The 12,149-nt window shown below is 66.9% G+C and carries 11 protein-coding genes; 1 reads left to right on the plus strand and 10 read right to left on the minus strand.

Annotated elements, in window-relative coordinates:
- Nucleotides 1–6 precede the first annotated feature (6 nt).
- The 4 genes from GTP77_RS27550 to GTP77_RS27565 all read right to left on the minus strand — a co-directional run bounded on the left by GTP77_RS27550 (nt 7) and on the right by GTP77_RS27565 (nt 4,782).
- Nucleotides 7–1,035: a Csu type fimbrial protein gene (locus tag GTP77_RS27550; RefSeq protein ID WP_161075354.1), complete on the minus strand. Its 1,029-nt coding sequence runs from the start codon at nt 1,033–1,035 to the stop codon at nt 7–9.
- Nucleotides 1,032–3,437: a fimbria/pilus outer membrane usher protein gene (locus GTP77_RS27555; RefSeq protein ID WP_229202399.1), complete on the minus strand. Its 2,406-nt coding sequence runs from the start codon at nt 3,435–3,437 to the stop codon at nt 1,032–1,034. Before GTP77_RS27555 ends, GTP77_RS27550 begins: the two co-directional genes overlap by 4 nt.
- 61 nt (nt 3,438–3,498) lie before the next feature.
- Nucleotides 3,499–4,248: a fimbrial biogenesis chaperone gene (locus GTP77_RS27560; RefSeq protein WP_161075356.1), complete on the minus strand. Its 750-nt coding sequence runs from the start codon at nt 4,246–4,248 to the stop codon at nt 3,499–3,501.
- A gap of 12 nt (nt 4,249–4,260) precedes the next feature.
- A complete protein-coding gene (locus GTP77_RS27565; RefSeq protein ID WP_161075357.1) occupies nt 4,261–4,782 on the minus strand; it encodes a Csu type fimbrial protein in 522 nt (173 codons plus the stop codon).
- Nucleotides 4,783–4,987: 205 nt separating this feature from the next.
- Here GTP77_RS27565 and GTP77_RS27570 point away from each other — a divergent pair, with 205 nt between their 5' ends.
- A complete protein-coding gene (locus tag GTP77_RS27570) occupies nt 4,988–5,776 on the plus strand; it encodes a response regulator transcription factor (RefSeq protein WP_161075358.1) in 789 nt (262 codons plus the stop codon).
- On the opposite strand, the gene GTP77_RS27575 is transcribed toward GTP77_RS27570, so the two are convergent.
- The 6 genes from GTP77_RS27575 to GTP77_RS27600 form a co-directional block, all read right to left on the minus strand.
- Entirely contained in the window at nt 5,773–8,331 is a 2,559-nt protein-coding gene (locus GTP77_RS27575; RefSeq protein WP_229202400.1) for a TonB-dependent receptor, read from the minus strand. The genes GTP77_RS27570 and GTP77_RS27575 overlap by 4 nt on opposite strands.
- 342 nt (nt 8,332–8,673) lie before the next feature.
- Nucleotides 8,674–9,675 carry an NADP-dependent oxidoreductase gene (locus tag GTP77_RS27580; RefSeq protein WP_161075359.1) on the minus strand — a complete coding sequence of 334 codons (1,002 nt, stop codon included), beginning with the start codon at nt 9,673–9,675 and terminating at the stop codon, nt 8,674–8,676.
- Entirely contained in the window at nt 9,672–10,508 is an 837-nt protein-coding gene (locus GTP77_RS27585; protein WP_161075360.1) for an oxidoreductase, read from the minus strand. The genes GTP77_RS27580 and GTP77_RS27585 overlap by 4 nt, the downstream gene beginning before the upstream one ends.
- 55 nt (nt 10,509–10,563) lie before the next feature.
- Nucleotides 10,564–11,175 carry a TetR/AcrR family transcriptional regulator gene (locus GTP77_RS27590; protein WP_161075361.1) on the minus strand — a complete coding sequence of 204 codons (612 nt, stop codon included), beginning with the start codon at nt 11,173–11,175 and terminating at the stop codon, nt 10,564–10,566.
- Nucleotides 11,172–11,750 carry a nicotinamide riboside transporter PnuC gene (gene pnuC, locus GTP77_RS27595; protein ID WP_260049045.1) on the minus strand — a complete coding sequence of 193 codons (579 nt, stop codon included), beginning with the start codon at nt 11,748–11,750 and terminating at the stop codon, nt 11,172–11,174. The genes GTP77_RS27590 and pnuC overlap by 4 nt, the downstream gene beginning before the upstream one ends.
- Nucleotides 11,737–12,149: pilin (locus tag GTP77_RS27600; protein ID WP_187358874.1), on the minus strand; the 413-nt coding region annotated here is incomplete at its 5' end. The genes GTP77_RS27600 and pnuC, both read right to left, overlap by 14 nt.

Raw genomic sequence — 12,149 nt, forward strand, 5'->3', positions numbered from 1 at the left:
CATCGTTCAAAAATAAATCGTCGCGGTAACGGAATCCTTGTAGTCCCCCGGCCGCGGCGTGGTCTGCACCGGCACCAGGCCATACAGCGTCACCGTCTGCGCGGCGCCGGTGCCAGTCCCCGTCACCACCGACGTGCCCGCATTGCCGTCCCCCCAAAGCGGACCGTCCAGCGTGTCCGAAATCCGGTAGCTGATGGTGTCCGTTCCCGCCGTGTCCTTCATCTTGCGCGCCGCCACATTGGCCGCCACCGTGCCGCCGTCGAGCGCAATGCGCCAGGCGTTGTCGTTGGTGCAGCGCACCGACAGCGCGGTGGTCGTGCGCTTGGCGCTGGTGAGCGCGCCCGCGTTCAGGAAGGCCAGCGGATTGGCGCTGATGGTGCAGTTGTTGGTCAGGTTGGCGGTGACATTGAAGCTGAACGCCACGCTGCCGCCGGCCGTGCAGGCCGGCGCGGTCAGGTTGTAGAAGGCGTAGCTGATGCTGCCGGCGCCGGTAAAGGCGGACGAGAAGCTGGTTGGACCATTGCCCACGACCTTGGCGGCGGTCAGCGAGGCGCTGGCCGGCAGCTTGGCGTAGACGGTGAAGGGGCGCACGATGCTGCCGCCCACCAGCGGCAGCACGCCGCCCGAGAGGTTGATCGGCACCGTGCCGGCCTGCCCGGTGGCGCCCCACGTGGTGGCGCTGGCATAGCTGCTGGCCGTGTACAGGTTGTAGTCTATGCGCTGCGCGGCTTGTCCTAGCTGGCGCCCCCCATAGCTGAGGGAGTTGGTGCCCAGGCCGGCGTTCACGCACACCACCACGTTGGGAAACAGCAGCACAAAAGGCGGCGTGGGCGACAGCAGCGTCCAGCTGCAGGTGACGGAGCCGCTGCCGGTGGCGGTATAGTCCACCCCGGCGATGGAATTGATGTCGCCGAAAACCACGTCGCTCATGGTGACGGTGCAGCTGTCGGCACGCGCCGGCGCGCACGCCAGGCAGTACAGCGCCAGTAGCACGCACAGCCACCGCAGCCAGCTTTTCGGGCGAAGCGCCATCATTGCACCTCCCCCGGCGGCCGGCACACCAGCGGACCAATCACCGGCAGCGCGCCGCTGCCCTTCTGATACTGGTAGGGGAAGCGCACCGCGCATTGCCGCTCGCCGCTGCCGATCAGCAGCACATTGTCGTCCTGCAGATTGTCGATGAAGGCCATGCCGTCGTAGCCCAGCACGGAGGCGGCGCCGCTGGCCGTGTGCAGCACCGCCAGCCCCGGCGCCAGCGGCTTGCCGTCCTCGCCGTGGACGATGATGCTGGCCGCCGTGTAGCGCTCGACCGGGAAACGCGCCAGCACCCCGGTCAGCAGGCGCGGCGCGACGATCTGGCGGGTGCGGGAAATGCGCGCGTCCACCGGCAGGCCGGACACGTCGATGCCGATCTGGTTGGCGGCGTAAGGCAGCAGATTGGGCACCAGCAGGTGGCCGCCGCTGTCGGTCACGCCTATCGGGCGGTTCTCGTGCCACACCGGCACATTCGGCACACCGTCGGTGGAGACCAGGGCAAAGCCGCCGCCGGTCTGGCGCGCCGTCTGCAGGCTGCCGTCCATCAGCACCAGCGCGCCGGACAGGTCCAGCGCGGTGCTGCGCGTGCTGCCGTTGTTCAGGGTGATGGCGCTGAGCTGGCCGCTGCGGCCGAGATACTGGAGCTGCGCCTGGTCGTAGCGGGTGTCGTTCAGGTTGCCCTTCTGCAGCACCCAGCCCAGGCCGCCGCCGAACTCCGGCGCGCGCGACACCGTGTAGCTGCGGCTGCGGCTGCGCTCCGGCTGGCCCGCCAGCGGCCCATCGGTCCGCCTGTCCTGCTGGTGCGCCATATTCGCGCTGGCCGCCACGCGGTTGTCGAACGCAAAGCTGAGGTTGGCCGACACACCGTGCGCACCGGCCACGCGGCGGTCGCGGAAGGCGCTCACGCTGAAAAAGGCGCCGCCCGGCAGCGTGGCCGAATAGGACACGCTGGCGATGCGGGCCGGTTCGGCCAGCGGCGAGTGGAAGGAGATCAGGCTCAGCCCCAGGCTCTGGCGCGTGCTGAGCGCCAGGTTCAGGCTGAAGCGGTCCGAGCGGGTGGCCAGCGGGCTGCCCTCGGTGGTGGCCAGGTCGCTGTAGCGGGGCGTGGCGCGCAGGGTCTGCGCGTCCACGCTGAAGCCGGCGCGGATGTACTGGTAGCCCAGCCCGCCCTGCCAGCCCCGGCCCGAACCGGGGAGTACCACCGGAGCGGCGGCCGTGCCGGTGACGGCACCGCCCCCGGCGCCCGAGCCGGCGCTGGCCGCCGCAGTGGCGTTGACCACGCCGAACTGGCCCAGGCGCCACAGCACGCCGCCGCCCGCGTTGACCACGCCGCGCCCGGCCTCGGCATGCGCCTCCAGCGTCAGCGCGTCGCTGGCCCCGTAGCGCAGCGAGGCGTTCAGCGCGGGCGAGCTGGCGTAGCTGAAGGAGCGGATGCTGTAGTTGCGGCGCGGCGCGCCCAGCTCGATGCCGTAGTCCAGCAGGCCTACACTCAGCAAGCGGGTGTCCACATACAGCGGCAAGGTGGTCGAGACGGTGCGCCCGGCCGCGTCGCGCGTGACGATGGTGGCCTGGCCGGCGCCGTTCAGGCCGGACATCTGGCTGATGACGAAGGGGCCGCTGGGCACCTCGGTCTGGATCTGCTGCACGCCGTTGACGTACAGGCTGAGCGCGGTGGGCACCACGGCCGAGCCTTTCAGCGCGGCCACCGGGAAAGTCAGCAGGTCCGGCCGCAAGTCGAAGTTCTTGCGCCACTGCACGCCGCCCAGGCGCATGGAGCGCGTCCACGGCAGCGACGAGGTGATCACGTCGCCCACCTGCCAGGTCTGCAGCGTGGCCGGGTCGGAGCGGGTCCAGTAGCTGTCGAAGCGCACATATTCAGCGCGCCGGGTCTGGTCGCCGGAGGTCAGGTTGAGCACGCCGGAACTGCTGAACACGCCGTCCTGGTCGAAATAGCGCAGCTCGTGCACACTCGACTGGCGCCAGGCTTCGCCCAGCTGCAGATAGGCGTCGTAATTGAGCAGCGCGCCGCGCGCCGCGCTGGCCGGCATGGCCTGGCGCACCTGCCGCGCCGCCAGCTCAAAGGGCACGCGCAGCGCGTCCGCCACCTGCAGCGAGATGGTCTGGCGCGCCGCGTCGTAGGTGTAGCTCAGGCCGTTCGCTTCGTCGAGGTCGAACTCGTCCCGGCCCGCCACGCCGAACAGCTGCGGGTCCAGTCCCAGGTCGCGCAGGTTCTGCACAGTGCTGCGCAGTCCCTTCTTGCCCTGTGTGAAGCGCAATATTGTGCCCGTCGCTTCGCCGTTCAAAGTCACCTCCAAATACAGCTCGTCCTGTGTGGCCGGCGTTTGTGCCCGTGCATCACCGCAGCCGGCGCCGCACAGCATCCACACGCACAGTAAGGTCATAAAAAATAGCCGCGCGCCATTTGTCATGGACAGACGGTACAAATCTTTGCCAAGCGCCCCGTCAAGGCTCTTGCGCTGCACTCCGCACCATCACGGGCTGGGCATTGACCTGGCTGCGTATCGACAGCTCGCCGCCCAGCTGCGCGTCCTTGGCCACCTGCAGGCGCCAGATGCGCACCCGGCCCGCCAGCGCATAGCCCATCAAACCCTGGCTCAGCGCATACTCGCGCCCGGCAGTGTTGCTGACCGTGGTGGCGCCCAGCTGCGCATGCAGCTGGCCAGTATTGCTCAGCTTAAGCATCCAGTCGCCGTCCGGCTTGCCGCCCTCGCGGTAAAACTGCCAGCTCAGCTGCGGCGCCGCCGGCGTGGCCGGCGCCATGAACACCGGCACCGAGTAGCGCAGCCGGAAGTCCACTCCGCTGTTCGCTCCGCCGGTCCCGGCGCTGGGAATTTCGTCTATCAGCACGCGGTAACTCTGCTCGCCCGGCTGCGCCGCGCCGCGCCGCACGAGGCGGATGGTCTGGCTGCTCTCCGCCCCCACCTGGATGATGGGTGGGCTGGCCACCACATCCTGGGTTGGCGTGAGCACGTCCTCGCCATTCTGCTGGTCCCACAAGAACACCCGGACCTGGCCGTACACCGGCTGCTGGCCCAGGTTCTGCAAGGTGATGCCGGACGCGCCCTGGCCCGCCTGGAAATGGATCATCACCGGTGAAATCTGCAAATTGGCTGCCGTTGCGGTGGGTAATACCGCTCCCAGGGCGGCTCCCAGCGCCCCAAGGGTCAGTAACGGTGCGTGCCAATCCGGCATTGCTCTCCTTTTCTAGAAAAACACCGTCGCGGTGATGGTGGATTTATAGGTGTCGGGCGCCGGCGTGGTTTGAGCCGGGATCGATCCGTACACGGTGTGGGTTTGCAGCGTGCCGTTGCCGGTGCCGCCCTTGGTGTTGACGCCCTGGTCTTCACCCCAGATGGTGGCGCCGGCGGTCTGGTACAGCATGAACTGCACGGTGCCGGTGTTGCCTGCGGTCTGGCCGCTCATGTAGCGCACGGTGCCGGACGAGCCGGTGCCGTTGCCGGCGCTGAGGCCGACGTTGTAAGGCGTGGTACTAGTACAAGTAACTCCCAGAGTCGTGGTGCCGGTGACAGTTGCTGCCAGCACGCCCTGGTTTTGGCCGAAGTCGAGGGCATTTGCGGACACCGTGCAATCGGCGATGATCCGCATCGTTACGTCAAAGGTTGCCGTCTTGGAGCCGTTCGAGTACACGGCAGCGCCGGTGATGGCGGGCGCTGCTGCGACGACGATGGCGGCCAAAGCCAGACGGGTAATCTTGGCGGGTAACATGACTTCCTCCTGGTGGATACAACATTAATTGATCGAGTGCATTTAAATTGCCCGGTCTCAACACTCGATTCCATTATTATCGATCGTAAAAAAAGCCGCTTTTGCCAGATGCGACCATCCTTTTGGGCGCGGAGAAAACCATTAAAAAATTTTAAAAAATAGGCATAATACGCAACACGGAATTGCTAACTTTATCAAGCCGACCATGTATTTAACCAGCGACGCGAATGTACGCAGCATCCTGATCGTGGACGATTCCGCGTTTGAGCAGCGCATGCTGGTCGATCTGCTCAGCGAGCTGCCGTACCGGGTGTCGGTGGCCTTCAACGGCATGCAGGGCTACCAGCTGGCCCTGGCCAACCAGCCCGACCTGATCCTGCTCGACGTGCGCATGCCGAATATGGACGGCTACACCTGCTGCCGCCTGCTCAAGGCCAATCCGGCCACCTACGATATTCCGGTGATCTTCCTGAGCGGCGCGGACGCGGCCGAGGACCGCATCATGGGCCTGTCGATAGGCGGCGTCGATTATGTGGCCAAGCCCTTTACGCCGGGCGAGCTGGCGGCGCGCATCCACGTGCACCTGAACCTGATGCGGCGCACGCGCGCCGAACCGGGCGCCCCGGAAAGCGCCGCGCCGGCCGACCCGGACGCGGTCATCGTCAACGCCGCCAAGCGGCTGATTTCAGACAACCTGGCGGCCTTGCCCAGCCTGTCCGAAATTGCGCGCAGCGTAGGCACCTACCGCGAAAAGCTGTCGCAGCTGTTCCGCGAGCAGACCGGCATGACGGTGTTCGCCTTCATCCGCGAGGAGCGCATCGCGCGCGGCGTGCAGCTGCTGCGCGATACGGAAATCGACGTGCAGGACATTGCCCTGCTGATCGGCTTCAACAACGCGGGCAATTTCGCCACCGCCTTCCGCGAGCGCATGGGCGTCACGCCCAGCGCCTACCGGCAGGGAGCCGAGCAGGCGCAAAGGCTCAGCGACGATTAGAACTTGTAGTTCAGCTTGACCGCTGCGGTGCGGCCGCGCGGGTCGGCCTGGGTGAAGTCGAAGAAGGCGGTCGACGAATCCCACGACGGGCGCTTGTCCGTCAGGTTCTGCACGATGAAGCTCACCGTCGCCGCCGGCGTCACCTTCCAGCCCACATTCGCATCCAGCGTGCCGACCGGCTTCACGCGCTCGTTCTCGCGCGTGGTCTGCTCGTAGCCGTCCACATAATTCCAGGTCAGCGTGCTGGCCCAGGCGCCGATGTCCCAGGTGGCGCTGGTGACGCCGCGCCATTTCGGGATGGAGCCGAAGTAGTTGTTGCCGGCGCCGTTGGTGAGCGGCTCGCCCAGCGCCAGCGGCGCTTCAAACTTGAACACATGGCTCAACTGCGCGTTCAGCGCCAGCTTGCCCCAGCGGCCCAGGCCCAGGCGTTGGCGCAGGTCGATATCGATGCCGGACACCAGGCGGTCGCCCTGGTTGGCGTACTGGCGGTACAGGGTCTGGATGCGGCCCTGCGCGTCGCGCACCACCTTCTCCGGCGCGGTCTTTTCGTTGGCGATGATGTTGTCCGCGCTCTCGGTGTCGATCACGCCCTTGGTGCGGATGCGGTAGTAGTCCACGCCTATGCTGCTGTCGCTGCTGGGCGCAATGACGACACCCAGGTTTACATTGCCGGAACGCTCGGGACGCAGCTCGGCGTTGGCGATGGTGAGGTTGGTCACGCCGCGCGCCTGGGTGGGCGTGATCGGGTCGCGCGGGTCAATCACGCTGCCGTAGCTGACCGAGGTGGAGTTGGTGATCTCCGGCAGCGACGGCGCGCGGAAGCCGCGCGACACGGTGCCGCGCAGCAGCAGCCATTGCGCCGCCTGGTAACGCGCGCTGGCCTTCGGCGAGAAGGCCGAGCCGAAGTCGCTGTAGCGGTCGGCGCGGCCGGCCAGGTTGACGTTCAGGTCTTTCACCACCGGCACATTGAACTCGGCGAACAGCGCGGCCACGTCGCGCTTGCCCTGGATGATGTTGATGGCCGGACGCAGCTCGGTGCCGCTCAACACGGCGGTGGAGGTTTGCGAATCCATCTCTTCGCGGCGCCACTGCGCGCCGAAGGCGAAGCCCAGCGGGCCGGCCGGAAGCCCGGCCAGCTCTTTCGATGCGTTGAAGTCCACCGTGGTCAGCGTGGACTCGGCCGGGCGCAAGGTGGACAGGCGCAGGCGGTTGCGCACCGCTTCGCTGTTCCTGGACTGGTCGGCGAAGTTGTAGCTGCCCTCGGCCAGCACCTTCTCGAATTCGTAGCGGTTGACGAAGTTGTTCACGGTCTCTTCCAGCTTGCTGCCGGAGCGGCCCACGGACGCGTCGTAGTCCCAGCCCGCCAGCGCGCCTTTCACACCGGCCAGCGCGCGGAAGAAGTCCACGCTGTCGCGCTTGGTGCGCGCGCCCAGGTCGAACAGGGTCGCGGTGAACGGCAGCGGCGTGGCGCCGGGGTTGTTCGGATGGCCCACCGGCAGCAGCACGCTGATGTTGTCCAGCTGCTGCCTGGCGTTGTTCCACGCGCGCAGGCCGCTGCCCACGGTGAGCGGTGCGCCGAAGGTCTGGTCGGCGCGCGAGTGGCCGTACAGCAGGTCGGCGTAGGCTTCGGTGTCCTCGTTCAGCTTGAGCGTGCCGCGCAGCGAGGAGTGGATGCGGCTGATGCCGGGAATCAGCGTCTTGTACTGCGCATTGTTATACGCCTGCACCGTGCCGCTCTTGCCCGGCGTGATGGCGCCGTAAGGCTGCAGTTGCAGCGGGCCTTGCAGGCCGCCCAGCAATTTGGTCGGATCGTTGTTCAGATAGTTGGCCGGCACCCAGGCCAGCGCGCCATTGGCGTTGCCGCGGAAATCGCTGCCGGCCATCCAGGCCACCTGGTCCTGCTGCAGCTTGTCGCGCTGCTGCGCGTCCAGCGAGAACACCACGCTGTAGCCGTCTTTCGCCAGGCTACCAAAGCCGGTCTGCAGCGCCGCGCTCTTTTCCGACTGGCCAGTGCCCTCGGTGGAGCTGCCGACCTGCGCGCTCAGTTCCGTGCCCTTGAATTCCTTGTACAGGATGATGTTGACCACGCCGGCCACCGCGTCCGAGCCGTACACGGACGACGCGCCGTCCTTCAGCACCTCGATGCGCTGCACCGCCGCCATCGGCAGGCTGTTCAGGTCCACGAACACTTCCTGCAGATCCTGCGCGGTGGCGTAAGGGCTCACGCGCTTGCCGTTCACCAGTATCAGCGTGTTCTTCTGGCCGATGCCGCGCAGCGACAGGCCGGCCGTGCCGGCCGAGAAGCTGCCGGTGTACTGCTCGTTGTAACTGTTGCCGCTGTTGGCGGAGATGGAGCGGATCACGTCGGCGATGCTGGCCTTGCCGCTGGCAGCGATGTCCTTGGCGCTGATCACCTGGACGGCGCTGGCGCCCTCCTTTTGCGTGGTGCGGATATTGGAGCCGGTGACGATGACGCGCTCCAGTTCCTGCGCGGCGGCGAGAGATGGGAGGGCGGAGGCGACGGCGAGCGAGATGGCGAGTGGTTTGATCAACATGGTTTCCTCTTGGGTGGGAATGGAACAACGGCCCCGGTCCGCGTGGAACCTGGGTGAGCGCAGCCATCCCGGCCTGGTGGGCCGGAGCGGAATGCGGCAGGGGCTTGGGTTTCTTTGGCGCGTGTTTAACGCAAGGCAGCGCGGCACATGCACTGGGCCATGCAGAGCATGTACAGCACGTGGCGGCTAGGAACGAGGGACAGCGGAGCGAAACGGAACATAAACAAATTCAATCGGGGCGATACGGGAGTCAGCACTATACCGGCGCAGTTTCGATACATGAACGAATTAAAACTGCATAGCTTATTCAGCCTGGATATAAGCCAGCGTCCCGCAGCGCCGTCAGCGCACCTTGATGACGACCTTGCCCTTGGTGCGGCCCGTGGCGACATAATCCAGCGCCTGGGCGGTTTCCGCGAACGGGAAGACCCGGTCCACCACGGGACGGATGTGGCCCGCGTCGATCAGCCTGGCGATGTCCTCCAGTTGCTGGCCGCTGGCGGTCATGAAGTGGAAGGCGTAGCTGCCGCCGCCGCGCCGCGCCGCTTTGCGGATGCCGTAGCTGAGCAAGCGCATCACCAGGCTGACAAAGCCGTTCGCGCCGCGCTGCTGCGCAAACGCCGGGTCCGGCGGCCCGGCGATGCCTACCAGCTTGCCGCCCGGCTTGAGCACCGCCAGCGATTTGCGCAGCGTGTCGCCGCCCTGCGTATCGAGCACCAGGTCATAGTCCTTCAGCATGGCCGTGAAATCCTCGGTCTTGTAGTCGATGACCACGTCCGCGCCCAGCGCTTTCAGCGCAGGCGCCTGCGCCGCGCTGGCGGTGGTGGCGACGGTGGCGCCCAGATGCCGGGCCAGCTGGATAGCCATCGTGCCCACGCCGCCGGAACCGGCGTGTATCAGCACTTTCTGGCCCGCCTTGAGCTGGCCCTTTACAAGCAGCGTCTGCCAGGCGGTCAGCGCCGCCAGCGGAATGGACGCGGCTTCTTCCATGCTCAGGCTGGCGGGCTTGCGGGCCAGCGCGCTTTCCCTGACCGCGATGTATTCGGCAAAAGCGCCGATGCGGTCGTCATCCGGCCGCGCATACACTTCGTCGCCCACCTTGAAGCGCTGCACGCGCGCGCCCGTACGCACCACCACGCCGGCCAGGTCGTTGCCGAGGACCAGAGGCAGCTTGTACGGCAGCAGCAGCTTGAATTCGCCGTCGCGTATCTTGTTGTCCAGCGGGTTGACGCCGGCGGCATGGATCTGCACCAGCACGTCGTCGCCGTTCAGCGCAGGTTCCGGCTGCTCGCCTTGCACGAGAACATCCGGCTTGCCGTAGCGTTTGATGTACCAGGCTTTCATGCTGCGCTCCTCACCAATGACGGCTGGGTATCGAGCCGCAAGTCCTTGCGCACGCCGGCTTCGACCAGCGCAGCCGGTGCGAAGCGGCGCAGCAAGCGCAGGCGGCCTGCCAGCGCCCCCGAGGTATAGCGCACTTTCGGCGCCGCCGCCAGCGCCACCCGCAGCACGGTGGCCGCCACCACGTCCGGGCCGTCCGCGCCCTGCAGCGCTTCCTTGACGCGGCGGTCCAGCCCCGCGCGCAAGTCGCGGTATTCATCGAGCGCCTGGTCGGGCTGCAACTGGTTGGCGTCGAACGGAGACTTGATGTAGGCCGGCTGCACCAGCGACACGCGTATGCCCTGCGTGCGCAGTTCCTGGTCCAGCGCTTCCGAATAGCCTTCCATGGCGTGCTTGCTGGCCGAATACAAGGCCATATAGGGCATGGGCACGAAGCCAAGCACTGAGCTGATGTTGATGATGCGCCCGCTGCCGCGCCGGCGCATGTGCGGCGCCACCGCGCGTATCATGCGCACCATGCCGAAGAAGTTGGTGTCGAAGATGGCTTGCCCCAGCTGGATCGAACTTTCTTCCGCCGCGGCCGGCGCCACGCCGAAGCCGGCATTGTTGACCAGCAGGTCGATGCGTCCCTCCAGCGCCAGCACCTGCTGAACGGCGGCCTGCACCGACGCATCGCTGGTCACGTCCAGCGCCAGCATCTCGAAGCCGCGCCGGCTCCCCTGCGCGCCGCGGCGGCTGGTGCCATATACCTTGTAGCCAGCCCGGGCCAGCTGCCCGGCCGTGGCTTCGCCTATGCCCGATGACGCGCCCGTCACGATTGCGATTTTGCTGCTCATGCTACCTCCAATATGATGCTCATCATATTTCTGTTTAAAAAAAAGCCCGGCGGACCTATTTTGAAAAGTGGCTGAGCGCCGCCTCGCGCAGCGCTGCGGACAGTTTGGGATCGTCCACGGCGCGCGCCATCACCACGGTCCCTATCATGGAACTGACCATGAACATGGCCTGCTGGTGCGCTTCGGGCGTGCCCCAGTCCGGCAGTTGGCGCGCCACCAGATCTATCATCTCCTTGATGTGGCGGGTGGCCGCATGCCGCACTTCCGGCGCCTGCCTGTGCATCTCGGACCCCAGCGCCGACACCGGGCAGCCATACTCCACCGCGTCGACATGCTGCTGCGACAAATAGGCTTCCATCAGCGCCCGCAAGGACTTGCCCGGCGGAGCCGCGGCCGCGATATCGGCAGACATGCGCACCGCCTCGGCCCCGGCACGGTCCGCCGCTTCGGCCAGCAAAGCCTCGCGCGAGGCGAAATGCGCGTAAAAGCCACCGTGCGTAAGCCCGGCTTCCTTCATGATGTCCGCCACCCCGGTGCCGGCGTAGCCGCTGCGCCGTATCGCGCGTGCGGCCACCTCGACGATGCGCTGGTGCGTCGCTTCCTTGCGGCTGGAGGCGGCGCGCCGTGCGCCCGGATAGTCTGATTTTTTCTGCATGACGCCCATCATATACTAATTTCGGACTGCGTGCCCATCTGGCGCCGCCACCAGCGCCAGGACACCAGCGCGTTGATGAAGTAAGCCGCGTACAGCACCGCCGTCAGGTACAGGCCCCGGCTGGTGTACAGCGGCACCGACACCGCGTTCACCAGCAGCCACACCGGCCACGTCTCCACGCGGCGCGCCATCAGCAGCAACTGGGCGACGATGCTGAAGGCCAGCACCGCCGAGTCGACAAAGGGCGCGTAGGCGCTGGTGTAGTGGTGCAGCATCAGGCCATAGCCCACCGTGCCCGCCACGCCGGCCGCGCCCATCCACGCCAGCGTGCCGGTGCGCGCCGAGGTGATGGGCAACGCCTTGCCGCCGCCGCCGCGCGCCCATTCGTACCAGCCGATGGCGCAGGTGGCGATGAAGAACAGCTGCAGCGCCACATCGGCGAACAGCTGCACGCCGTAGAACAGCGCGCCGAACAGCGCGCAGCCAACGATGCCCAGCCACCATGAGTGGATATTGTTGCGTCCGGCCAGGACGATGGACAGCGCCATCACCGCATTGGCGGCAAGTTCCAGATTAGTGGTGGTCAAAAGTAGTCCCGGGAGGCTGGTTGCTCTGGCATGCCGGCGGCAGCAGCCGGGCCGGGATGTCCTCGCCGGCACAGCGCCAGGCGACGCGCTTATTCTCGGCCAGCACAGGCGTGAACGCAATAGCCTTGCCGCGCAGGGCGAAGTCGGACGGGTAGATGCGCAGCACGCCGGTGTCGCCGTCGATGCGCGCGTCGACCACGGCCAGGCCTGGATCGGCCAGCGCAAAGCCGGCTTCGCGCAGGCTGTCAGGACGGCGGCCGTAGGCGTAGTAATAGCGGTCCACCGCCGCCGTCGCGTCCTGCCCCACGCGCACGGCGCGGGCCAGCTGGCCGCGCGCGTCGGCGTCGTCCAGGGCCGGATGCAACAGCGCGGCGGCGGCCAGCAGCGCCAGCGCCAGCA

It is taken from the genome of Pseudoduganella aquatica, assembly GCF_009857595.1.
GTDB classification, from domain to species: Bacteria; Pseudomonadota; Gammaproteobacteria; order Burkholderiales; family Burkholderiaceae_D; genus Rugamonas; species Rugamonas aquatica_A.

Coding starts and splice junctions, on each gene's coding strand:
- GTP77_RS27550 (WP_161075354.1), bottom strand. CDS start 1,035: ATGATGGCGCTTCGCCCGAAAAGCTGGCTGCGGTGGCTGTGCGTGCTA.
- GTP77_RS27555 (WP_229202399.1), bottom strand. CDS start 3,437: ATGACCTTACTGTGCGTGTGGATGCTGTGCGGCGCCGGCTGCGGTGAT.
- GTP77_RS27560 (WP_161075356.1), bottom strand. CDS start 4,248: ATGCCGGATTGGCACGCACCGTTACTGACCCTTGGGGCGCTGGGAGCC.
- GTP77_RS27565 (WP_161075357.1), bottom strand. CDS start 4,782: ATGTTACCCGCCAAGATTACCCGTCTGGCTTTGGCCGCCATCGTCGTC.
- GTP77_RS27570 (WP_161075358.1), top strand. CDS start 4,988: ATGTATTTAACCAGCGACGCGAATGTACGCAGCATCCTGATCGTGGAC.
- GTP77_RS27575 (WP_229202400.1), bottom strand. CDS start 8,331: ATGTTGATCAAACCACTCGCCATCTCGCTCGCCGTCGCCTCCGCCCTC.
- GTP77_RS27580 (WP_161075359.1), bottom strand. CDS start 9,675: ATGAAAGCCTGGTACATCAAACGCTACGGCAAGCCGGATGTTCTCGTG.
- GTP77_RS27585 (WP_161075360.1), bottom strand. CDS start 10,508: ATGAGCAGCAAAATCGCAATCGTGACGGGCGCGTCATCGGGCATAGGC.
- GTP77_RS27590 (WP_161075361.1), bottom strand. CDS start 11,175: ATGATGGGCGTCATGCAGAAAAAATCAGACTATCCGGGCGCACGGCGC.